Origin of the sequence: Streptomyces sp. NPDC093260 (genome assembly GCF_040683715.1) — a bacterium.
Taxonomy (GTDB): Bacteria; Actinomycetota; Actinomycetes; order Streptomycetales; family Streptomycetaceae; genus Streptomyces; species Streptomyces sennicomposti.
The window spans coordinates 24,041-46,940 of record NZ_JBFBEK010000034.1; the positions used below are offsets into that span (position 1 = coordinate 24,041).

Consider the following 22,900-nt stretch of genomic DNA (forward strand, 5'->3'; position numbering starts at 1 on the left):
CCGTCCGGCGTCGCCCCGAGTGCTTGTCGTCCGTGTTCTCTGTCGTCATCGACAGCCCCGGAGTCCGTGCCCGAAGAGGCAGGAGGACCCGGGAAGTGTTCACCGGAATCGTCGAAGAGCTGGGTGAGGTCACCGCCGTCGAGAACCTCGGCGACGCCGCCCGCTTCCGGCTTCGCGGCCCCGTCGTGACCCAGGGCGCGCAGCACGGCGACTCCATCGCCGTGAACGGGGTCTGTCTCACCGTCGTCGAGCACGAGGGCGACGAGTTCACCGCCGACGTCATGGCCGAGACCCTCAAACGCTCCAGTCTCGGCGTCCTCGCCGTCGGCTCCCGGGTCAACCTCGAACGCCCCACCGCCGTGGGCGCCCGCCTCGGCGGCCACATCGTCCAGGGCCACGTCGACGGCACCGGCACGATCCTGGAGCGCACCGCCTCCGAGCACTGGGAGATCGTGAAGATCTCGCTGCCGGCCGACCTGGCGCGCTACGTCGTGGAGAAGGGCTCCATCACGGTCGACGGCATCAGCCTCACCGTGGTCGAGGCCGGCGCCGACCACTTCACGGTCAGCCTCATCCCCACCACCCTCGCCCTGACCACGCTCGGCCTCAAGAAGTCCGGCGACCCGGTCAACCTCGAAGTGGACGTCGTCGCCAAGTACGTCGAGCGCCTGCTCGGCGACCGCGCACGGCGGACCGGTGACGAAGCGCGGGAGGCCGGCGAGTGAACTGGCTCAACTCCGAGGCCTTCACCCTCCTCGGCCAGCAGATCAAATGGTCCGACATGATCGGCAACGTGATCGGCCTGATCGGTCTGGCGTTCGGCTGGCGGCGCTCCATATGGAGCTGGCCCACCCAGTTCCTGTCCGGCCTGATCCTCTTCGCCGCCTTCTCCACCGCCCACCTCTCCGGCAGCGCCGGCAAGCAGATCGTCGTCATGGTCGTCGCGGTCTACGGCTGGTGGCAGTGGAACCGCGGCAAGGGCCGGGGCGAGGACGGCCACATCGCCGTACGCTTCGCCACCTGGCGCGAACGCGCCGTGCTGCTCGGCGCCGCCGCCGTCGGCACCCTCGCCGTCGCCGCCCTCTTCAAGGCCTACCCGTCCCTGTCCTGGGACCCCTGGCCGGACGCCTACATCTTCGTCGGCACCATCGTCGCCATGTACGCCCAGGCCCGCGGCATGGTCGAGTTCTGGTTCGCCTGGCTGCTCGTCGACGCCGTCGGCGTCCCGCTCAACTTCGCCAACGGCTTCGCCTTCTCCGGCTTCGTCTACGTCATCTACGGCGCGCTCGTCCTGTGGGGCATGCGCGACTGGTGGCTGCGCTCGCGCCGAGCCGCGCAGCCCGTCCCGGAAGGAGCGACCGCATGACCGCGGCACCCATCCTCTACACCTCCGACGACGTCGAGGACTTCGCGCTCGACCCGATCGAGCGGGCCGTCGCGGACATCGCCGCCGGCCGCCCGGTCGTGGTCGTCGACGACGAGGACCGGGAGAACGAGGGCGACCTCGTCATCGCCGCCGAGAAGGCGACCCCCGAGATCGTCGCGTTCATGATGAGCGAGTGCCGCGGCCTGATCTGCGCCCCCATGGAGGGCGAGGAACTGGACCGGCTCCGGCTCCCGCAGATGGTGGAGCAGAACACCGAGTCGATGAAGACCGCCTTCACGGTCTCCGTCGACGCCTCCGCCGCGCACGGCGTCACCACCGGCATCTCCGCCGCCGACCGCGCCACCACCCTCCAACTGCTGGCGAGCGGCACGGCCGAGCCCACCGACCTGGTCCGCCCCGGCCACGTCTTCCCGTTGCGCGCCCGCAGCGGCGGCGTGCTCGTCCGCGACGGCCACACCGAGGCAGCCGTCGACCTGGCTCGGCTCGCGGGGCTGCGCCCGGCCGGCGCCATCGTGGAGATCGCCGGCGAGGACGGCCGGATGCTGCGCCTGCCCGAGCTGGTCGTCTTCGCCCGCAAGCACGGCCTGACGATCATCTCCATCGAGGACCTGATCGCCTACCGCAGGAGCAGCGAGCCCACCGTCCGCCGCGAGGCCGAGGTCCGCCTGCCCACCGCGCACGGCACGTTCACCGCGTACGGCTACCGCTCCACCGTCGACGGTGTCGAGCACGTCGCCCTCGTCCACGGCGAGATCGGCGACGGCGAGGACGTCCTGGTCCGGGTCCACTCCGAGTGCCTGACCGGCGACGTCTTCGGCTCCCTGCGTTGTGACTGCGGCCCCCAACTGGACGCCTCCCTGGACCGCATCCAGCAGGAGGGCCGCGGCGTGGTCGTCTATCTGCGCGGCCACGAGGGACGCGGCATCGGACTGATGTCCAAGCTGCGCGCCTACGAACTCCAGGAGCGTGGCCGCGACACGCTCGACGCGAACCTCGAACTCGGCCTGCCCGCCGACGCCCGCGACTACGGCGCCGGCGCGCAGATCCTCAAGGACCTCGGGGTGCGCGCCGTCCGCCTGATGACCAACAACCCCGACAAGAGCGACGCGTTGCTGCGCCACGGCATCGAGGTCACCGGCCGCGAGCCGATGCCCGTCCAGGCCGGCGAGCACAACCTCCGCTACCTGCGCACCAAGCGGGACCGGATGGGTCACGACCTGCCCTGGCTGGACACGCCCGCCGTGTCCACCTGCGGCAACCAGTAAGCACCAGGAACGAGGAGACACGTGAGCGGCAAGGGTGCACCGGAACTGTCCGTCCGCAACGTCGGCGACCTCAGGGTCGCCGTCATCGCGGCGCAGTGGCACGAGAAAGTGATGGACGGACTGGTGGACGGCGCGCTGCGCGCCCTGCACGAACTCGGCATCGACGAGCCGACCCTCCTGAGGGTCCCCGGCAGCTTCGAACTGCCGGTGGTGGCCAAGGTGCTCGCCGGCCGCGGCTACGACGCGATCGTCGCCCTCGGCGTGGTCGTCCGCGGCGGCACGCCGCACTTCGACTACGTCTGCCAGGGCGTCACCCAGGGCCTGACCCAGGTGTCGGTCGACACCGGCGTCCCGGTCGGCTTCGGCGTGCTCACCTGCGACACCGAGGAACAGGCCCTGGACCGGGCCGGCCTGGAGGGCTCCACCGAGGACAAGGGCCACGAGGCGGTCACCGCGGCGGTGGCGACCGCGGCCACGCTCCGTTCAGTATCCGAACCCTGGCGGTGAGTCGCACCCGACAACGGCTAGGGTGGGGGACACCATGTCCAAGAAGACGTTCGAGGAGCTCTTCACCGAGCTCCAGCACAAGGCCGCCCAGGGCGATCCCGCCACCTCCCGCACCGCCGAGCTGGTCGGCAAGGGAGTCCACGCCATCGGCAAGAAGGTCGTCGAAGAGGCCGCCGAGGTCTGGATGGCCGCCGAGTACGAGGGCAAGGAGGCGGCCGCCGAGGAGATCTCGCAGCTGCTGTACCACGTCCAGGTGATGATGGTCGCCCGCGGCATCTCCCTCGACGACGTCTACGCCCACCTCTGAGACACCAGCGCCCCCACCCCGTACACCCGAACGAAGGAAGCCGACCTCATGCTGCGCATCGCCGTCCCCAACAAGGGTTCACTCTCCGGCCCTGCGGCGGACATGCTGCATGAGGCCGGCTACCAGCAGCGCCGCGAGTCCAAGGAGCTGCGGATCGTCGACCCGACCAACGAGGTCGAGTTCTTCTACCTCCGCCCCCGCGACATCGCGATCTACGTCTCCTCCGGCCGGCTCGACATCGGCATCACCGGCCGTGACCTGCTCGTGGACTCCGGCGCCGGCGCCGAGGAGATCCTCCCGCTCGGCTTCGCCCGCTCCACCTTCCGCTTCGCCGCCAAGCCCGGCGCCGCGAGCGGCATCGAGGACCTCAAGGGCAAGACGGTCGCCACCTCCTACGAGGGCATCGTCGCCGGGCACCTCGCCGACAGCGGTATCGACGCCTCCGTCGTCCACCTGGACGGCGCCGTGGAGACCGCGATCGAACTCGGCGTCGCCGAGGTCATCGCCGACGTGGTGGAGACCGGCACCAGCCTGCGCAACGCGGGCCTCGAGGTCTTCGGCGAGCCGATCATGCACTCCGAGGCCATCGTGATCCGCCGCACCGGCGCGGACGCCGAGGACCCCAAGGTGCAGCAGTTCCTGCGCCGCCTCCAGGGCGTCCTGGTGGCGCGAACCTACGTGATGATGGACTACGACTGCCGGGTCGAACAGCTGGAGAAGGCCGTCGCGCTGACCCCGGGTCTGGAGTCCCCGACCGTGTCCCCGCTGCACAACGAGGGCTGGGTCGCCGTGCGCGCCATGGTCCCGGCCAAGGAGGCCCAGCGGATCATGGACGACCTGTACGCCATCGGCGCCCGGGCCATCCTGACCACGGCCATCCACGCCTGCCGTCTCTGAGGGGCGCCCAGAGATGTCCGACCTGCCCGAGCTTCCCGTCACCTTCCGTCCCGCGACCACCCGTGTGGTGTTGCTCACGGCCGGCATCGCGATCTTCGCGGTGATCACGGCCGTGGCGGTCCTGCTGGAGCCCCTCACACCCGGCGAGCGCATCAGCTTCGTCTTCACCGGCGCGCTGCTGTTCGGCGTACTGCTGATGCTCTCCCGGCCCAAGGTCGTCGCCGACGACTCCGGCGTCACCGTCGTCAACATCGCCAGCCGGCGCCGCCTGGAATGGCCGGAAATCCTCCAGGTGAACCTGCGTCCGGGTGACCCGTGGGTGTTCCTCAACCTCAGCGACGGCACCAGCCTGCCCGCGCTCGGCATCCAGCCCGGCATCGCGAAGCAGCGCGCGATCGCCGACGCCCGCGCCCTGCGTGCCCTCGTGGAGGCCCGCTCCCTCCACGACCCCGAGCGGTCTCCGGGCACATCCCAGGGCTGACCGGGTGACGTCCGACCTGACGCATCCGGCCGCATCTTGACTAATCTGGTGGCGGAGACGTTTTCGCTGCGTCTCCGCCCCTGAGCCCCACCCGGTGCCAGGGGCTCCTGCTACCCGAGGAGTGACTCCCTCCGGCGATGGACGGATCGTCCTGCAGTACCTGCGCCGCCCCCTGCCGACATAGCGCGCACCGCGACACCGCGGTCCCCGCGCGCGCGGAGGCGGCGGCATCATGACCATCCCCCTGCTGCTCCTCGCAGCGGCTTTCCTGCTCATCCTGGCCAACGGCTTCTTCGTCGCCGCCGAATTCGGACTGGTGACCGTCGAACGCGCGGACGCCGAGAAGGCCGCCGCCGACGGCGACAAGAGGGCCCGCACGGTCGTCGAGTCGCTCGGCGAGCTGTCCTTCCAGCTCTCCGGCACCCAGCTCGGCATCACCATCACCTCCCTGGTCGTCGGCATGCTCGCCGAGCCCGCGCTCGCCGCGCTGCTGCGCGGCCCCTTCACCGCTGTCGGCGTGCCCGAGGGCGTCGTGCCCGGGGCCGCCGTGCTCATCGGCATGCTGCTCGCCTCGGCGGTGCAGATGGTGATCGGCGAACTGGTGCCCAAGAACTGGGCCGTGTCCAGGCCGCTCCAGGTCGCGCGCTTCGTCGCCGGCCCGCAGCACCTGTTCTCCCGCCTGTTCCGCCCGGTCATCTCCGCGCTGAACACGGTGGCCAACCGGCTGGTGCGCGCCCTCGGCGTCGAACCCGCCGAGGAGCTGGCCTCCGCCCGCACCCCCGGCGAGCTGGTCTCGCTGGCCCGCCACTCCGCACGGGCCGGCGCCCTCGAACAGGACACGGCCGACCTGTTCGTGCGCACCCTGTCCCTGGGCGACCTGACCGCGCAGCACGTGATGACGCCGCGTGTGAAGGTCAGCGCCCTCCAGGTCTCGGCGACCGCCGAGGACGTGGTCAACCTCACCCGCGCCACCGGTCTGTCGCGCTTCCCCGTCTACCAGGAGAAGATCGACGAGATCGTCGGCATGGTCCACCTCAAGGACGCCCTCGCCGTCCCGGCGCAGGAACGGCTGCGCACGCCCGTCGGCCGGATCGCCCGCCCGGCGCTGCTGGTCCCCGAGACCCTGCCCGTGCAGCCGCTGCTCGCGCAGCTGCGCAACGAGCAGCCGATAGCCGTCGTCGTGGACGAGTACGGCGGCACGGCCGGCGTCGTCACCCTGGAGGACATCGTCGAGGAACTCGTCGGCGAGGTGCGCGACGAGCACGACGCCAAGGACGTGCCCGAACTGGCGCCCGCCCCGCCCGAGGACGGTCGGCCCGCCTGGGACGTCGACGGCGGCTGCCGCGTCGACCTGCTGAGGCGCATCGGCCTGGAGACCCCCGAGGGCCCCTACGAGACGGTCGCCGGCCTGGTCGCCGATCTCCTCGGCCGGATCCCGGCCCCCGGCGACCGCGCGGAGCTGCCCGGCTGGCGGCTGTCCGTGCGCGAGGTGGGCCACTACCGCGCCGAGCGGGTCCGTCTGGTGCGGACCGGCCGCCCGGCGGAGGCCGTCGCGACCGGGACGGAGGCCGCCCGATGAGCGTGCTCCAACTGGTCTTCGCCGCGCTGCTCGTGCTCGTCAACGGCTTCTTCGTCGGCGCCGAGTTCGCGCTCGTCTCCGTCCGCCGCAGCCAGATCGAACCGCTCGGCACCGCCCGCGCCCGCCAGGTGCTGCACGGCCTGGAGCGGCTGCCGCAGATGATGGCCGCCGCGCAGTTCGGCATCACCGTCTGCTCGCTGACGCTCGGCGCCGTCGCCGAACCCACGGTCGCGCATCTGCTCGAACCGGTGTTCACCTGGATGCGGCTGCCGCACGGCCTGATCCACCCCCTCGGCTACGCCGTCGCGCTCGCCGCCGTGGTCTTCTTCCACCTCGTCATCGGCGAGATGGTGCCGAAGAACCTGGCGATGGCCGCCCCCGAGAAGGCCGCGCTGTGGCTCGCCCCGGGGCTGGTCGCCTTCGCCCGCCTGTGCAAGCCCGTCACGGTGGCGCTCGGCGCCTGCGCGCAGGGCATCCTGCGGATCTTCCGCGTCGAGCCCAAGGACGAGGTGGAGGCCGTCTTCACCAGCGTCCAGCTCGGCCGGCTGGTGGAGGACTCCGGGCAGGCCGGTCTGCTGGACCCGGAGGAGCAGGAGCGGCTGGAGGACGCGCTGGAACTGGGCTCCCGCCCGGTCCTGGACGTGCTGCTGCCCCGCGAGAAGCTGGTGACGGTCCCGCCGTCGGTCACCCCCGGGGAGATCGTCGCGCTGACCGCCCGCACCGGCTACTCCCGCTTCCCGGTCGCCGCGCGGAACGGTTCCTTCATGGGCTTCCTGCACGTCAAGGACGTCCTCGACGCCGAAGACTCCGAGCGGGCCGTACCGCAGCGGATATGGCGTCCGATGCCGACGCTGAGGTCCGAGCTCCCGCTGGACGACGCCCTGACGGTCATGCGCCGCGCCGCCACCCATCTGGCGCAGGTCGCGGACGCCTCCGGCCGGGTGCTCGGCGTGGTGGCCCTGGAGGACGTGCTGGAACTCCTCGTCGGCGAGGTCCGCGACCCCGCCCACCGCATCGCCACCGAGATCCGGCTGACCGAGCCGAGGGGCAGCGGGGAACCGGAGGAGAAGGTCCTGGCCACCTAGGGGCGTGTGTTCGAACGCCCCGTCCGGCCCACGGCGTCCGGCGCGGCGCCTCGCCGCCTTGTCGAGGTCGTCCGCGTACGCCCAGTACGCGGACGCCCCTCCGCCCTGCGATGCGCTGACCGGACACCGCGGGTCCCGCCCTTCGGGCGGACGGCGCTCCCTTCGAACCACGCCCCAGCCGGCGTATCGGCCGGGGCCGCGGGGTCCGTCACAGTGCCGACGGGTCCTGCGGCCCCCGCCCCGACAGCACCTCGCCGTAGGCCTGCATCAGATCCGGCAGCCGCAGGGTCGCCAGATCGTCCCGGGACAGCTCGCCGGGGTACGCCGACAGCCTGAGGTCGCGGTAGGCGCAGCTCTTCTCGTACAGCGTCCGCAGGAACCGTCCGTTGCCCAGCTCGTCGATCCAGTCCTGGTCGACCACGTGCCCGGCGATCGAGCGCAGCTCGTCCAGTGCCTCGTCGTCCCACACGTCGCCGTTCTCCGCGGCGAGCACCCTGCCGATCTCGGTGAGTTCCAGCGGCCGGTACGACGGGAAGTCCACCCGGGTGGTGAAGCGGGACGACAGCCCGGGGTTGGCGGCCAGCAGCCGGTCCATCCCCTCCGGATAGCCGGCCAGGATCACCACCAGGTGGTCGCGGTTGTCCTCGGCCCGCTTGAGCAGCACCTGCAGCGCCTCGTCGCCGTAGGCGTCGCCCTTGCCGTACCCGGAGTTGGACAGCGAGTACGCCTCGTCCACGAAGAGGACCCCGCCGATCGCCGAGTCGATCAGCTCGTTGGCCTTCACCGCCGTCTGCCCCAGGTACTCGCCGACCAGGTCGGCGCGCTGCGCCTCCACCAGGTGGTCGCCGCCGAGCAGCCCGAGCGCGTAGAAGACCCGGCCCAGGATGCGGGCGACCGTGGTCTTGCCGGTCCCCGACGGGCCGGAGAAGACGAAGTGCCGCTTCGGCGGCTGCACCGGCAGCCCCTGCCCGGCCCGCAGCCGAGCCATGTTGAGCTGTGCGGACAGCGCCTTGACCTGCCGCTTCACCGGCTCCAGCCCGACCATCCGCTCCAGCTCGGCGAGCGCCTGCTCCAGCAGCGCCGGATCGGTCGGACCGCTCGGCGGCGGCCCGGCGGCGGAGGCGGCCCGTTCGCGCACCGCCGGATCGGCCACCGGCGGGAACGCGGCGGCGGGCGGCGGCTCGGGTTCGCCGCCGAGCCGCAGATCGCGGCCCTCGGCCCCGAAGACCGGGTCCAGCAGATCCGGTCCGTCGGCGGTGTCCTGGCCGCCGGCCCCGGAGAGCGTGATCGCCGCGAGGTCGGCCGCGTCGTCGTACCCGTCGCCCTCGGCTATCGCCGCCAGCCGCGCCGAGGTGTCCATGAAGGCCGGGTCCACCCGGTGCACCGCCCGGTACAGCGGCAGGGCCGCGGCGCTGCGGCCGGTGCCCTCGTGCGCCCTGGCCAGCCAGTACCGCAGCTCCTTGCGCTGCGGCTGCTCGCTGCGGCACCGCATCAGCGCGGCCGCGAGCAGTGGTTCGGCCTGACCGAACATCTCCAGCCGCACCCGGGCCATCCCGCCGAACAGCCCTGCCTCGATGCCGAGCATCGGATCGTCCACCAGAGGGTCGGTGTGCCGCACGAGCTGTTCCCAGTCCTTGACCAGATAGGCGCGGCAGGCGTGCAGGAACCGGACCTGGGGGTCGGTGTCCACGGGCGGCAGGCCGGCCAGCGCCCGGTCCAGCTCGGGCACATGCCTCCCGTCCAGCCAGTGCGAGGCGTGGGCGAGCAGCAGATCGCGCGGGCTCTCCAGCACCGGCTGCACCCACCAGCCCAGCCAGTACCAGGAGTTGAGGCTGCGGCGGTGCCGGGAGCGCTGCTCGCCGAAGCGGTCGCGGTGCCGGAACATCCTCAGCAGCGCGGTCGTCGTGTCGACGCGCAGCGCGTGCAGCCCGAGCCAGCCGTCGGCCATGCCGGGGTCCATCCGCACCGCGGCCCGGAACTCCTCCTCCGCCTGCGGATAGGCGCCCATGGTGTAGGCGTCCACGCCTCGCAGCCAGGCGAGGTCGGCCGGGGCCTTCGTGCCCTGCGTGCCGAAGTCCATCACGTCCCCCACAAACCGTGCCCCCGTAGGTTCGCCGCCGGACCGTCGCCCGGCGGCTGCCTCTGGTCGAACCGCTGTGCCGCGGACCGGAGTTGCAGGTGCGCGAAGCAGCCGCTCGAAGGTCGCACCGAGGGCATCGTACCCGTGGGGGCGGCACCCGCCGTAGGGTGCCGCAGGGGGCGTTCGACGAGGTGGGAGCGCGGCCGCGCGCCCCGGACGGTCACCCACGGTGATCACGTGGCCCCGCGCGGCGCTCGCGGACCGGCTCCCGGGCAGAACGAAGCCCCCGGTCACGGGGGAACAACCGGGGGCTTCGCGTCAGCGGGCGGTCCTCGATGACCGCACATTGAGAACGTAAGACCTGTACGGCCCCCGGGTCAAGCGGAGTTGGAGCACTGCGTCGAGTTCCCCGGCGGGGATCTTCACAAGTTCAGCACACTGCCGATGATCCGTCACCGTGCGTCATTTCCTGGTCCGGTCCAGGGGGCGCGACGGGGTCGGAGACCGGTTCGGGTTCCCGGTCGCGCGGCCGGACCAGAGGCCTGCGATCAGAGGTCCGCGGCCGGTCCCGGCGCCACCTCGTACCCCGACTCCAGCTGCCGCACCAGGAGGTCGGCGAACGGCCGGGACGGGTCGGCCGCGAAGTGCCGCCGCTCCGCCGCCGTCCATCCGGTCCAGAACTCCCGCTGCTCCTCGCCGTCCCGCGCCCGGCCCCGCGCCCAGGACTCCTCGCGGGGCAGGTCCATCCACAGCAGCCGGGCCAGGTACGGCCGCAGCGCCCGGCGGCCGGCGCCGACGCCCTCGACCAGGATCACGGGCGCGGGCGCCAGCACGCGGGGCGGCGAGAAGCGCCGGGCGCGCCAGTCGTAGAGGGAGTAGTGCGCGGCGGCCCCGCGCGCCAACGGCTCGATCACCTCGGTCAGCAGCCGCCCGTCCCAGGCGAACAGCTCCTCGTGGCTGGCGATGTCGTCCAGGTGCAGCACCGGGGCGCCGCCCAGGGCCGCGGCCAGGCGCCTGGCGAACGTGGACTTCCCGGAGCCCGCGTGCCCGTCGACGCCCACCAGACGGACCGGGCCGCAGGACGGCGGAAGGCGGCGGAGCTGAGCGGCGAGGGCGCGGATGACGGTTCCCGGAGTGCGTGGGCGAGGCTGCTGGCATATATCGCCGGAACATTCTAGGGGCCGCGCCCGCCCGACCGTGTCCCGCCCCGAAATAGTGGTGGATTGAACCATCATGTGAGCGCCCGTCAAACCACACCGGAATCACGCCGATCCGGCGGTGAACATGTCGGAATTCGCGTTCCGGCTGTGCCCCGTGCTGAGTAAAGTGCCGGTGGTGCAACCATGAGGTGCCGTACGGGAACGGACGGGGGAAGATGGCCGCCGGGTTGTTCGAAGGGCAGTACGTCTGGCATCCGGCGGCGGACGACCGGACGCTCGCGAGCGTCTGCGTCGACGTCCGGGCCGGCCGCTGGGCCCGCGCGCGGACCGCCCTCGCCGAGACCCGCGGCGACCACGCCCTGCGCGCCCACCGCTCCCTGGTGCTGGCCTCCGAGGCCGCCGACTCCGACCTCGCCGAACGCTGGCTGGCCGAGGAGCCCGTGCCCGAGGCCGCTCTGCTGTGGGCGAGAGTCGCGGTGCTCCGGGCGCTTCGCGCCGCAGACGCCCGCGACGACCGGGCCGAACCACTGGAGCGGATAGCGCTGTCGGCCTGCGACCGGGCCTCGGCGGCCGACCCCGCGGACCCCACGCCCTGGGTCGCCAAGCTGGCCATGGCCCGGCTGCACCGGCTGCGCGACCCGGCCCCGCGCGGCCTGCTCACGGCGCCGCCGGGACCCTGGCGGCTGTTCGCGCACGTCCTGTCCCTCGACCCCTGGCACCGCGAGGCCCACCACCGCTTCCTCGCCTTCTTCTTCGCCCGCCACGGCGGTTCGGTCAACGCGGCCTGGGACGTCGCCGCCTTCCTGGCGCAGCGCGCGCCCACCGACTCCGCGCTGCGGCTGCTGCCGCTGGTCGCCCTGGTGGAGAGCTTCGACCCCGCGCGACTGCTGGCCGACCGGGTCTGGGAGCAGCCGCAGTGGCGCTCCACGGCCCTCGCCGTCCACCGCGACTGGCTGCCGACCGTGGCCGGATACCGCTTCACCCCGGTGCTCGACCTGGCCTACCTCGCCCACGCCCTGGTCATGTCCCGGCGCGAACCAGAGGCCCGGGCGGCCCTCACCGCCATGGGCCCCTACGCCTCCCGCATGCCGTGGAGCGTCTTCGGCGACCCCGTCGAGCAACTCTCCCGGGCCCGGCGCGCCTGCGGTCTGCCGGTGCCCCCCTGAGCCCCTGAGCCCCCGGGTCCCCGAGTCCTCGAGACCGCCCGGCGCCGGTGCCGCCCGCCGGGGAGACCCCACCCGAACCAGCCACTCACCGAGAGGAAGGCCCCGCCGTGTCACCACGCAGAACGGCCCAGCGTGTCAGGAGCACCGGAACCCACCGGGCCCGCGGCGGGGCGGAGGTGAACCCGCTCGACGACGACGCCACCCTGCACGCCATGGGCTATCCGAGGAAACTCACCCGGCGTTTCAAGGCCTTCGACAATTTCGCGATCTCCTTCACCATCATCAATGTCTTGTCCGGCATTTTCTCGTCCTTCGGATTCGGAATGAACGCGGGCGGCCCGCGCGTCCTCGTGTTCGGCTGGATAGGCGTCTCCGTGATGGTGCTGTTCGTCGGCGCGGCCATGGCGGAAGTCGCCTCCGCCTATCCGACGAGCGGCGCGCTCTATTTCTCCGCCGGGAAACTCGCCAAGCGGCACAAGGGAGCCTGGTCCTGGTTCACCGGCTGGCTCAACTTCGTCGGCCAGATCGGCGGCACCGCCGCCACCGGCTACGCCGCGGCCACCTTCATCCAGGCGTTCCTCGCCCTCCAGTGGTCCTCGTACCGGCCCACCGCACACCAGACGGTGCTGATCACCGCTCTGATCATCGTGCTCCAGGGCCTGGCCAACACCCGCGCCGTCCAACTCGTCGCCGTGCTCAACCGGATCTCCGTGTGGTGGCTGCTGATCGGGCTGGTGGTGATCGTGACCACCCTCGTCGCCGTGCCCGACCAGCACCGGCCGGTCTCCTTCGTCACGCATTTCGCGAACAACACCGGTTTCACCAGCGGCCTTTACGGCGGCATGCTCGGACTGCTGGTCACCAGCTGGACTTTCACCGGCTTCGACGGCAGCTTCCACATGTCCGAGGAAACGGTCCGCGCCACCGTCAACGCACCCAAGGGCATCACCCGCGCCATCGGCTGGTCCGCGCTCACCGGACTGGTCCTCATGCTCGCCCTCGTCACCGGCATCGGCGACTACGACCGGCAGGCGAGCGCGGACGCGCCCCCCGTCCAGATCCTCATCGACGCCCTCGGCCAGGCCACCGCCAAGGCGCTCCTGCTGATCGTCATCGGTGCGATGCTCTTCTGCGGCCTGGCCAACCTCACCAGCAACACCCGGCAGATCTTCGCCTTCTCCCGGGACGGCGCCATGCCCGGTTCCCGCTGGTGGCACTCGGTCTCCCCGCACACCCGCACCCCGGTCAAGGCGGTCTGGCTCGCGGTGGCCTGCTCGCTCGCCCTGGTCCTGCCCGGCTGGTGGTCGCACACGGCGTTCACCGCCATCGTCAGCGTCAACGTCGTCGGGCTCTTCCTCGCCTACGCCGTCCCGATCCTGCTGAGGCTGCGGCTCGGCGACGAGTTCCGGCCGGGCCCGTGGAACCTCGGGCGCTGGGGCCGGCCGGTCGGCGTGGTCGCGGTCACCTGGATCGCGCTGAGCAGCGTGCTGTTCATGCTGCCGCAGGCCGCGCCGCTGACCGTCGACTCCTTCAACTACGCGCCCATCGCCCTCGCCGTCGTCCTGCTGGTGGCCACCGTCTGGTGGTTCGCCACCGCCCGCCGCCGCTTCCAGGGACCGGTGAGCTACGGCCGCCCGGACGAGGTCGCGGCGATGGACCTCATCTGAGGCCCCGAGGCCGGGGCCGGGAGAGCGTCCGGACAGCACCGTTCCGGCCGGGACTGCCCTGGTCCCCCAAGCTCGGACCGGCCGCCCCGTCCCCGGTCTCCGTCCCCGGCCACGGACCGGGGACGGGGCGGCCGGGCGGGGACACAGCCGGACACATCCGCTGGTCACGCCAGTGGTCGAGACCAATATTGGTGGGCGTGGCGTGCGCCGTAGTGCTGGCAGGAGCGGGCCGCCGCGGCCATAGTGGGCGCAGCGCCGTGCACGGACCGCCCATCCGCCCCGACTCGGACACCCGGGGGTTCCCCACCCATGAGCAGATCCGAACAGCCGTCCCGCAGAACCGTGCTGACCGCCGCGGTGGCCGCCGCCGTCGCAGGCCCCACGCTCGCCGCCGGCGCCGCCGCCCCGGCCGCCGCCGCGGACGCCCACCGCGGCCCCACCGCCCCGGCCCACCACGGCCGGCACGACCCGACCCGCCCGGTCGACTACCGCGCCTGGACGACGTACGCCGACTGGCACGAGGGAGCTTTCCGGGGCACCCGAGCGCTGGCCGGCGCGCGCCCCGCCCTGGAGATCGCCGCCCCGGCGGGCAGCACCGACTACACCGACCCGCACACGGGCGCCACCGCCCGCTGGGAGTACGCCACCTGGACCGGTCCTCTGCACCGGCTGCCCGTCCCGGCCACCGAGGCGATCGCCTCCTGGAACGCGGACACCCCGGCCGGCACCTGGCTCCAGGTCGAACTGCGCGGTACCTACTCCGACGGCACGGACACCCCCTGGTACGTGATGGGCCGCTGGGCCGCCGGGGACCAGGACATCAAGCGGACCTCCGTGGACGACCAGAGCGACGGCCGCAGCACCGTCTGGACGGACACCCTCGCGATCGACGACCCGGCCTCCGGGCTCCGGCTGGCCGCGTACCGGCTGCGCCTGACCCTCTACCGGCGCCCCGGCACCCGGCTCACCCCCCTGGTCCGGCGGGTCGGCGCCATGGGCTCGGACGTCCCCGACCGCTTCACCGTCCCGGCCACCGCGCCCGCCGGCCCGGCCCGGGAACTGGCCGTGCCGCGCTACTCGCAGGAGATCCACGCCGGCCAGTACCCCCAGTACGACAACGGCGGCGAGGCCTGGTGCAGCCCTACCTCCTCGCAGATGATCATCGAGTACTGGGGCGGCAAGCTGACCTTCGAGCAGCTCTCCTGGGTGGACCCGTCCTACGCCGACCCGCAGGTCTGCCACGCGGCCCGCTCCACCTACGACCACCAGTACACCGGCTGCGGCAACTGGCCCTTCAACGCGGCCTACGCGGCGACCTTCAAGGACCTCCAGGGCGTGGTCACCCGGCTCGGCTCGCTCACCGACCTGGAGACGCTGGTCGCGGCCGGGATCCCGGCCGTCACCTCGCAGTCGTTCCTGAAGACGGAGCTGACCGGCGCCGGGTACGGCACCTCGGGTCATCTGATGACGGTCATCGGCTTCACGGCGGACGGCGACGTGATCGCCAACGACCCGGCCTCGCCGAGCGACGACGCGGTACGGCGCGTGTACGCCCGCCGTGAGTTCGAGAACATCTGGCTGCGCACCAAGCGCTACAACGCCTCGGGCCGGGTCGCCTCGGGCAGCGGCGGTGTCTGCTACCTGTACTTCCCGGCGTTCCCCACGCCCCAGCAGGTCCGGGCGCTGGCGGCGGTGGGCGTGCGCTGACCGGACCGGCGGCGCGCGGCCCGGTGCGGGCCGGCCCCCGGGACCGGCCTGTGAGCAAGCTCTCGGCCGCCGGCGCCCGGAGGAGTGGCAAGGTGGACGGCGGGGCGAGGGGAGACGTTCCGCGGCGGGGGAGTCCCGGCAGCACGTCGAAACCCTGTGAGAGACCATGACCGCGCACTCGGCCACCGCCGCCCCGCCCCGCGTCCGCACCGGCGGCCCCCAGGACGACGACGGCCCGAAGATCCTGGAGCACGTCCTCGGCTGGACCCTCGTCGTGGTGATCGCGATGCTCGTCACCCAGCTCGGTCTGCTGTGACCTGACCCATCCCGGACCTGCCATACTGCGGTGGTCCGACCGCAGTGGGAGACCGGGGCCGAATTGAAGACGAGTCAGCAGCGCGAGACCGCCCCTCCCCGCACGCTCGGCTCTCCCCGGCCCGCACCGGCCCCCGGCCGGGTGCGCGGCACCCAGCGGTCCGCGACCCGCCGCGCCGAACTCATAGCCGTCGGGCGGCGGTTGTTCGCCGACACGTCCTACGACGCCCTGTCCATGGACGACATCGCCCGGCAGGCCCAGGTCGCCAAGGGGCTGATCTACTACTACTTCCGCTCCAAGCGCGGCTACTACCTCGCGATCATCGAGGACTCGGTCGCCGAACTGGTGACCTTCGCGGCGAGCGGCCAGGAACTGCCGGCCGTGGAGCGGGTGCACCGCACCATCGACGGCTACCTGCGCTACGCCGAGCACAACCAGGCCGCCTACCGCACCATCGTCAGCGGCGGCGTCGGCTTCGACACCGAGGTGCAGGCAGTCCGCGACGGCGTGCGCGAGGCGATCGTCGCGACCATCGCCGAGGGCGCCTACGGGCGCACCGCCGTCACGGCGACGGCCCGCATGGGCCTGATCGCGTGGGTGTGCGGCGTCGAGGGCGCCACCCTGGACTGGATCGCCCGCCCCGAACTGTCCCGCGACACGATGCGCGACCTCCTGGTCAAGACCCTCGGCGGCGCCCTGCGCGCCGTCGAGGAACTGGACCCCACCCACCCGGCCCCGCCTCCGGCCCGCCGGGACGTCTGACCCGCGGCCCGCCGCCCCGGCCGGCCCATGAGCCGCCGGGAGCGCATGCCCCGGGGCCGGCCACGCCGCGGCCCGCTGGAACCCCCGCCGTCCGCTGGGACGTGCTGCCACACGCCCGCCCGTCTTGCCGTCCGCCCCCGTCCTGCCTGCCGACTCGGGCGGTCGCTCGGCTTCGCGGGCACGAGCGACGGCTGACGGCCCGCTGCCAGGCGACCGCGACCGGCTGCACCGGCCACCCCGAGCCCCGGTCTGCACCGGTCCCGCGCCCGCCCCTCAGCCGACCCGGGCCCCCGGCCTTCCGGCCCCGGCCACCCGGACTGCCGGGACGACCGGGGTGGCGACCTGCCCCGAGGGGCGTCCGGACCCCGAGAGCTAGGCCGCCGCCCGGCCCAGTCCCGCCCGGACACGGCGCGGGTTCGGGCGGGCGGCCCGCCGGGATCGCCGTAGCGCGCCCTGCCGGGCGTCGTTCCCCACGGCGTCCGGCAGGTGGGGACGGAAGCGGCCGGATCGGGCGCTCTCCCGGCTCCCGTGCGACCCCGGGAAAAGGCGGCTAATCTTTCTTGAAGTAAGCGCTCGTTAACCGGTGACTCCGTGCCTGCGATCGGGCATACTCACAGCGCACAGCCGCTGGTCAGCCGCTTCCGAGACCCGGGAGGGCGAGCATCGAGCGGGCCGAGCAACATCCGGCGGAGCCGCCCCAAGAAGGCGCTGTCCGCCAGTGCCCGACAGGGAGGAGAGCGTCGCCATGCCCGACCGCGCCCCGCAGCCGGTGGACCGGCAACTGCCCACGGAAGAGGCCCGGGACCTGATCTCACTCGTCCGCGACATCGCGCACCAGGAGATCGCCCCGAAGGCGGCCGAGGAGGAGGACGCCGGACGCTTCCCGCGTGAGGTCTTCACTCTCCTGTCCCGCTCCGGACTGCTCGGCCTGCCCTACGACTCCGAGTACGGCGGCGGCGACCAGCCCTACGAGGTCTACCTCCAGGTCCTGGAGGAACTGGCCGCGGCCCGCCTCACCGTGGGCCTCGGTCTCAGCGTGCACACCCTCGCCTCCTACGCCCTCGCCACCTACGGCACCAAGGCGCAGCAGGTGGAACACCTGCCCGCGATGCTGGGCGGCGGCCTGCTCGGCGCGTACGCCCTCTCCGAGCCCGCCTCCGGCTCCGACGCCGCCTCGCTGCGCACCAAGGCCGTGCGCGACGGCGACGACTGGGTGATCACCGGCGCCAAGTCCTGGATCACCCACGGCGGCATCGCCGACTTCTACACGGTGATGGCCCGTACCGGCGGCGAGGGCCCCCGGGGGATCACCGCCTTCCTGGTCCCAGGCGACGCCGAGGGACTGACCGCCGCGGCGCCCGAGAAGAAGATGGGCCTCAAGGGCTCGCCCACCGCGCAGATCCACCTCGACGGCGTACGGGTCGGCGACGACCGGCGCATCGGCGAGGAGGGTCAGGGCTTCGCCATCGCCCTGTCCGCGCTCGACTCCGGCCGCCTCGGCATCGCGGCCTGCGCGATCGGCGTCGCCCAGGCCGCCCTCGACGAGGCGACGGCCTACGCCACCGAGCGGCGGCAGTTCGGCCGGCCGATCGCCGACTTCCAGGGGCTGCGCTTCATGCTCGCCGACATGGCGACCCAGATCGAGGCGGGACGCGCGCTGTACCTGACGGCGGCGCGCCTGCGTGACGCCGGCCGGCCGTTCGCGCGGGAGGCCGCCATGGCCAAGCTGTTCTGCACGGACACGGCGATGAAGGCGACCGTCGACGCCGTCCAGATCCTCGGCGGCTACGGCTACACCGCCGACTTCCCGGCCGAGCGCTACATGCGGGAGGCCAAGGTGCTCCAGATCGTCGAGGGCACCAACCAGATCCAGCGCATGGTCATCGCCCGTCACGTCGCGGGTCCCGAGACCCGCTGAACTGCGCCGGCGCTCGCAGCGGCGCCGCGAGCCGGACCCACTCCGGGTCGTGGCGCCCCGGCAGGGTGCGGCCCCGGTCGCTCCAGAGGCGCACCAGCTCACGGTAGATCGGCGGGTCCGCGGTCGCCGCCGCCGGGACCGGCACCGTCGGCGGCGGCACCAGGACGCGACGCCAGCGCCCGCCCGCCGGCTCGATGGAGGTCATGCTGGGGCAACGCGGAGCCGTACGGACAGGTCACCGGGCCCCGGAATCGGGCGTCAGTTCAGCGGCGTCCGTCCCCGTGACCGGCGGCGGACGGTCAGCCGGCCCCAGGCACGGCGATCGCGCCGCACCACGGCGGCATACGGGTGCCGTGGTGCGGGCGGGGCGGGTACGGGTGCCGCGGGCGGCCGTCAGGCGGCGTCGCGGCCCATCGTCGGCACGCGCATCGGGCGAGAGCCCGGGCCGCCGACGTGCGAGAAGGGCTGCGTCCGCCAGTCGAGCCCCTGGGGGAGCGTCAACAGCAGGGCGGCGTCCTGCTCCTGGGGCTCCACCGACTCGTCGGCGGGCCGGGCGTCACCGGCGCCGCGGCCCGTGCCGGGGCAGACCGTGAGCCCGAACGGGTTCCACGGCGAGGCGCACAGCGCGTGCTCGGGCAGGACTTCCTCGTCCGCCAGCAGGGCGATGGGCTGCGCACAGTCCGGGCAGATCACCCGGTACATCTCGAAGGTGTCGTAGGCGTCGAGTTCCTCACCGTCGAAGTCGTCGGGTTCGACGCCCTCCGGCTGGGACTCGACATTCGGCTGCTGCCGCCTGGGCGCGGATCGACCAGGGCGCTTGAGACTCTGCATGGGTTTCTCCCCCTAAGGCTGGGCCGTGAAGGCACTGCGGCCTCGACCACAGCAAGCACTTCCCGTCCGGTCTCTGAGGTAATCACGAGAACATCACGGAGCGCGCCACTGGGATGTGGTGTTGGTCACATGACGCCTGCGCGTGCCCGACGCGACTGTTTTGTCCCCCCGCGCGCACCGGCCCGCCGCCGCCCGCCCCGGCGCGCGCGGGCATGACCTGCGCCGCCGAGGTATCCGAGGAGATCAACGGCACTGTAGGTTCTTGCGCCATGGAGGAGCTGGACCGACAGATCGTGCAGCTGCTCGTCAAGGACGGGCGGATGAGCTACACCGACCTGGGCAAGGCCACGGGCCTGTCCACGTCTGCCGTGCACCAGCGGGTGCGGCGGCTGGAGCAGCGTGGCGTCATCCGCGGCTACGCCGCGGTCGTCGACCCCGAGGCCGTGGGGCTGCCCATGACCGCCTTCATCTCGGTCAAACCCTTCGACCCCAGCGCCCCCGACGACATCGCGGACCGGCTCGCGGGCGTCCCGGAGATCGAGGCGTGCCACAGCGTGGCCGGCGACGAGAACTACATCCTCAAGGTGCGTGTGGCCACCCCGCACGAACTGGAGGAGCTGCTGGCCCGGGTCCGCTCCCTGGCCGGCGTCTCGACCCGCACGACGGTGGTCCTCTCCACGCCGTACGAGTCCCGCCCGCCCCGCATCTGACGGCCCCCGGGCCCACGGCGCCCGCCCCCGTCGCGTCGCCCGCCGCGGCCCTCCGCGCCCGCGTGGGCGACCTGCGTGCGGGCCTCGCGGGCGCACGCGCGAGACTGGTGGGCATGAGTGAGCGCACCGCCGAACCGCAGACCGTCCTTCTCCGCCGCGGCGAGGTCCACAGCCCCGCCGACCCGTTCGCCACCGCGATGGTCGTCGAGGCGGGGCACGTCGCCTGGGTCGGCTCGGAGGGCGCGGCCGACGCGTTCGCCGACGGGGTGGACGAGGTGATCGACCTGGACGGAGCCCTGGTCACCCCGGCGTTCACCGACGCCCATGTGCACACCACCGCCACCGGCCTCGCCCTCACCGGACTCGACCTGTCCGGCGCCCCCTCCCTGGAGGCGGCCCTCGCCCGGGTGCGGGAGTTCGCCGCCGCCCGCCCGGACGACCGCGTCCTGCTCGGCCACGGCTGGGACGCCGCCCGCTGGCCCGGCGGCCGCCCCCCGACACGTGCCGAACTGGACGAGGCCACCGGCGGCCGCCCGCTCTACCTCAGCCGGATCGACGTCCATTCCGCGGTCGTCAGCACCGCCCTGCTCGACCTGGCGCCCGGCGACCTCGGCACCGCCGACGGCCCGCTGACGGGCGCCGCGCACCACGCCGTGCGCGCCGCCGCGTTCGGCGCCGTCACGGCCGCGCAGCGCACCGAGGCGCAGCGCGCCGCGCTCGCCCGCGCGGCGTCCCTGGGGGTCGGCTCCGTACACGAGTGCGGCGGGCCGGACATCTCCTCGGAGGACGACTTCACCGGCCTGCTGCGCCTCGCCGCCGCGGAACCGGGCCCCCGCGTCGTCGGCTACTGGGCCGAGCAGGACGTCGACAAGGCGCGCGAGCTGGGCGCGGTGGGCGCCGCCGGCGACCTGTTCGCCGACGGCTCCATCGGCTCGCACACCGCCTGCCTGCACACGCCGTACGCCGACGCGGACCACACCGGCACCGCCTACCTGGACGCCGCCGCCGTCGCCGCCCATGTCGTCGCCTGCACCGAGGCGGGCCTGCAGGCCGGTTTCCACGCCATCGGCGACGCCGCCGTCACCGCCGTGGTCGAGGGGGTGCGCGCCGCCGCCGAGAAGGTCGGCCTGGCCCGCGTCCGCGCCGCCCGGCACCGCGTCGAGCACGCCGAGATGCTCACCGCGGACACCGTCGCCGCCTTCGCCGAGCTGGGCCTCACCGCCTCCGTGCAGCCCGCCTTCGACGCGCTGTGGGGCGGCGAGGACGGCATGTACGCGCAGCGCCTGGGCGTCGAGCGGGCCCGTACGCTCAACCCCTTCGCGGCGCTGCTGCGCGCCGGCGTCCCGCTCGCCTTCGGCTCCGACAGCCCCGTCACCCCGCTCGACCCGTGGGGCGCCGTCCGGGCCGCCGCCTTCCACCGCACCCCCGAGCACCGGATCTCCGTCCGCGCCGCCTTCACCGCGCACACCCGCGGCGGCTGGCGGGCCGTCGGCCGGGACGACGCGGGCGTCCTGGTGCCCGGCGCGCCCGCCGACTACGCCGTGTGGCGCACCGGCGAACTCGTCGTCCAGGCCCCCGACGACCGGGTGGCGCGCTGGTCGACCGACCCGCGCTCAGGCACGCCCGGCCTGCCCGACCTCGGCCCGGGCCGTGACCTGCCCGTCTGTCTGCGGACCGTGGTGGGCGGCCGGACCGTCTTCGTACGGCCGGGCGAGTGATCTCCTGACCCCGTGCGACCGCGACCGGCACCCCGTTTCCCGTCGCACGACCTGCGTGTCCACGGGCGTCGGCGGGGCGGCGGGGCCGCCGGGACGGCCCGGTGGCCTGTTTGACAGGCGGCGGCGCGGGGCCGGTAGGTTCTGCCGGGTCCACCACCGGACGCCCGGCCGCGGGACGTCCGCACCCGCGTCGCAGCGCCGCTGGGTCAGGGACGGTGTGCCGCACCGGGTCACCGTCGCTGGCAGCCAGGCTCAGCGACCGCGTCGGCGGGGGCACGTTCCGGACGGTCGGCAGGGTGTGACCCGGGTGGGGCCCGGTCGCTCAGTAGACAACGGCTTCAGGCCGATCCGCAGCCAGCGGGTCCCAGGTCGGCCCGAAGGGCGTCGGGCCCCCATCCGCTGCACGACGGCACCCGCGGCACACCCGCCCGGGCGCTCTCCGGGAGGCTTCCCGGCGGTTGCGTCACAGTACGCACGTCGTGTCGCATCCCCCCAGGCCGCGGCCACTATGGTGGACCTCTGCGTACGGACATGAAGGGGCAGTAGTGAACCACGGCGACGGCACCCCCGCGGCGGGAGCCCAGGAGAGGCGGTTCGGTCCGCTCGGCACGGCGTTGGTGATCATTCCGACCTACAACGAGGCGGAGAACATCAAGACGATCGTGGGCCGGGTGCGCGAGGCCGTCCCCGAGGCACATGTCCTCGTGGCCGACGACAACAGCCCCGACGGCACCGGCAAGCTCGCCGACGAGCTGGCCGCCGAGGACGAGCAGGTGCACGTGCTGCACCGCAAGGGCAAGGAAGGACTCGGCGCCGCCTACCTCGCGGGCTTCCGCTGGGGCCTGGAGCGCGACTACGGCGTGCTGGTCGAGATGGACGCCGACGGCTCCCACCAGCCCGAGGAACTGCCCCGGCTGCTGACCGCCCTCAAGGGCGCCGACCTGGTGCTCGGCTCCCGCTGGGTGCCCGGCGGGCGCGTGGTGAACTGGCCGAAGGGCCGCGAGTTCATCTCCCGCGGCGGCAGCCTGTACTCGCGTCTGGCCCTGGACCTGCCGCTGCGGGACATCACCGGCGGCTACCGCGCCTTCCGCCGGGGGACCCTGGAGGGCCTGGGCCTGGACGAGGTCGCCTCGCAGGGCTACTGCTTCCAGGTCGACCTGGCCCGCCGCGCCGTGAAGGCCGGCTACCACGTGGTCGAGGTCCCCATCACCTTCGTGGAGCGCGAGCTGGGCGACTCCAAGATGAGCCGCGACATCCTCGTCGAGGCGCTGTGGCGGGTCACCACCTGGGGCGTGGGGGAGCGGGTGACCAAGCTCACCGGCCGCGCCGCCAAGCCCGAGGACGAACGGGCCTAGCC

Annotated in this window: 21 protein-coding genes; 18 read left to right on the forward strand and 3 right to left on the reverse strand. The window is 73.2% G+C overall.

The genetic code is table 11. The features are described 5' to 3' along the window. Positions 1-95: 95 nt before the first annotated feature. The 9 genes from AB0N63_RS31280 (at position 96) to AB0N63_RS31320 (ending at position 7,508) form a co-directional block, all read left to right on the forward strand. Complete coding sequence (locus tag AB0N63_RS31280) at positions 96-725, forward strand: riboflavin synthase (RefSeq protein WP_365534296.1); 630 nt, start codon at positions 96-98, stop codon at positions 723-725. Further along, positions 722-1,366, forward strand: coding sequence for a nicotinamide riboside transporter PnuC (pnuC, locus tag AB0N63_RS31285; protein ID WP_365534298.1), 645 nt, complete (start codon positions 722-724; stop codon positions 1,364-1,366). Before AB0N63_RS31280 ends, pnuC begins: the two co-directional genes overlap by 4 nt. Next, positions 1,363-2,652 (forward strand): bifunctional 3,4-dihydroxy-2-butanone-4-phosphate synthase/GTP cyclohydrolase II, encoded by a 1,290-nt coding sequence (locus AB0N63_RS31290; RefSeq protein WP_365534300.1) that lies wholly within the window; start codon positions 1,363-1,365, stop codon positions 2,650-2,652. Before pnuC ends, AB0N63_RS31290 begins: the two co-directional genes overlap by 4 nt. 21 nt (positions 2,653-2,673) lie before the next feature. Further along, positions 2,674-3,159, forward strand: a complete 486-nt coding sequence (gene ribH / locus AB0N63_RS31295) for a 6,7-dimethyl-8-ribityllumazine synthase (protein ID WP_365534303.1) — start codon at positions 2,674-2,676, stop codon at positions 3,157-3,159. Between the two features lie 34 nt (positions 3,160-3,193). Further along, on the forward strand, positions 3,194-3,466 hold the full coding sequence (locus AB0N63_RS31300; protein ID WP_019983911.1) for a phosphoribosyl-ATP diphosphatase: 273 nt from the start codon (positions 3,194-3,196) through the stop codon (positions 3,464-3,466). 48 nt (positions 3,467-3,514) lie between these two features. Next, complete coding sequence (gene hisG / locus AB0N63_RS31305) at positions 3,515-4,363, forward strand: ATP phosphoribosyltransferase (protein WP_009187564.1); 849 nt, start codon at positions 3,515-3,517, stop codon at positions 4,361-4,363. 13 nt (positions 4,364-4,376) lie between these two features. Continuing rightward, positions 4,377-4,844, forward strand: coding sequence for a PH domain-containing protein (locus tag AB0N63_RS31310; protein ID WP_365534304.1), 468 nt, complete (start codon positions 4,377-4,379; stop codon positions 4,842-4,844). Between the two features lie 232 nt (positions 4,845-5,076). Then, a complete protein-coding gene (locus AB0N63_RS31315) occupies positions 5,077-6,423 on the forward strand; it encodes a hemolysin family protein (RefSeq protein ID WP_365534306.1) in 1,347 nt (448 codons plus the stop codon). Further along, positions 6,420-7,508 (forward strand): hemolysin family protein, encoded by a 1,089-nt coding sequence (locus AB0N63_RS31320; RefSeq protein ID WP_365534309.1) that lies wholly within the window; start codon positions 6,420-6,422, stop codon positions 7,506-7,508. The genes AB0N63_RS31315 and AB0N63_RS31320 overlap by 4 nt, the downstream gene beginning before the upstream one ends. Positions 7,509-7,716: 208 nt before the next feature. On the opposite strand, the gene AB0N63_RS31325 is transcribed toward AB0N63_RS31320, so the two are convergent. Together AB0N63_RS31325 and AB0N63_RS31330 are read right to left on the reverse strand one after the other, a co-directional pair. After that, positions 7,717-9,588: an AAA family ATPase gene (locus AB0N63_RS31325; RefSeq protein WP_365534311.1), complete on the reverse strand. Its 1,872-nt coding sequence runs from the start codon at positions 9,586-9,588 to the stop codon at positions 7,717-7,719. Between the two features lie 548 nt (positions 9,589-10,136). Beyond that, a complete protein-coding gene (locus AB0N63_RS31330; protein ID WP_365534387.1) occupies positions 10,137-10,709 on the reverse strand; it encodes a hypothetical protein in 573 nt (190 codons plus the stop codon). A gap of 254 nt (positions 10,710-10,963) precedes the next feature. Here AB0N63_RS31330 and AB0N63_RS31335 point away from each other — a divergent pair, with 254 nt between their 5' ends. The 6 genes from AB0N63_RS31335 (at position 10,964) to AB0N63_RS31360 (ending at position 18,284) form a co-directional block, all read left to right on the forward strand. Beyond that, complete coding sequence (locus tag AB0N63_RS31335) at positions 10,964-11,914, forward strand: hypothetical protein (RefSeq protein ID WP_365534313.1); 951 nt, start codon at positions 10,964-10,966, stop codon at positions 11,912-11,914. Between the two features lie 212 nt (positions 11,915-12,126). After that, entirely contained in the window at positions 12,127-13,581 is a 1,455-nt protein-coding gene (locus tag AB0N63_RS31340; protein WP_365534390.1) for an amino acid permease, read from the forward strand. 309 nt (positions 13,582-13,890) lie between these two features. Next, the gene (locus tag AB0N63_RS31345) at positions 13,891-15,288 is read left to right on the forward strand and encodes a peptidase C39 family protein (protein WP_365534315.1); all 1,398 of its coding nucleotides are present in this window, start codon (positions 13,891-13,893) and stop codon (positions 15,286-15,288) included. A 166-nt stretch (positions 15,289-15,454) separates the two neighbouring features. Then, positions 15,455-15,604, forward strand: coding sequence for an SCO1431 family membrane protein (locus tag AB0N63_RS31350; RefSeq protein WP_019983919.1), 150 nt, complete (start codon positions 15,455-15,457; stop codon positions 15,602-15,604). Between the two features lie 141 nt (positions 15,605-15,745). Beyond that, positions 15,746-16,366 (forward strand): TetR/AcrR family transcriptional regulator, encoded by a 621-nt coding sequence (locus AB0N63_RS31355; RefSeq protein ID WP_365534392.1) that lies wholly within the window; start codon positions 15,746-15,748, stop codon positions 16,364-16,366. 745 nt (positions 16,367-17,111) lie between these two features. Further along, a complete protein-coding gene (locus tag AB0N63_RS31360) occupies positions 17,112-18,284 on the forward strand; it encodes an acyl-CoA dehydrogenase family protein (RefSeq protein ID WP_365534318.1) in 1,173 nt (390 codons plus the stop codon). A gap of 393 nt (positions 18,285-18,677) precedes the next feature. Here AB0N63_RS31360 and AB0N63_RS31365 read toward each other — a convergent pair whose 3' ends face one another. Beyond that, complete coding sequence (locus AB0N63_RS31365; RefSeq protein WP_365534321.1) at positions 18,678-19,115, reverse strand: hypothetical protein; 438 nt, start codon at positions 19,113-19,115, stop codon at positions 18,678-18,680. Positions 19,116-19,384: 269 nt separating this feature from the next. Between AB0N63_RS31365 and AB0N63_RS31370 the strand changes: the two genes are divergently transcribed. The 3 genes from AB0N63_RS31370 (at position 19,385) to AB0N63_RS31380 (ending at position 22,898) form a co-directional block, all read left to right on the forward strand. Then, positions 19,385-19,825: an Lrp/AsnC family transcriptional regulator gene (locus AB0N63_RS31370; RefSeq protein ID WP_019983923.1), complete on the forward strand. Its 441-nt coding sequence runs from the start codon at positions 19,385-19,387 to the stop codon at positions 19,823-19,825. Positions 19,826-19,938: 113 nt separating this feature from the next. Further along, positions 19,939-21,543 (forward strand): amidohydrolase, encoded by a 1,605-nt coding sequence (locus AB0N63_RS31375; protein WP_365534324.1) that lies wholly within the window; start codon positions 19,939-19,941, stop codon positions 21,541-21,543. Between the two features lie 545 nt (positions 21,544-22,088). Then, the gene (locus AB0N63_RS31380; protein ID WP_365534326.1) at positions 22,089-22,898 is read left to right on the forward strand and encodes a polyprenol monophosphomannose synthase; all 810 of its coding nucleotides are present in this window, start codon (positions 22,089-22,091) and stop codon (positions 22,896-22,898) included. The last annotated feature ends 2 nt before the right edge of the window (positions 22,899-22,900 follow it).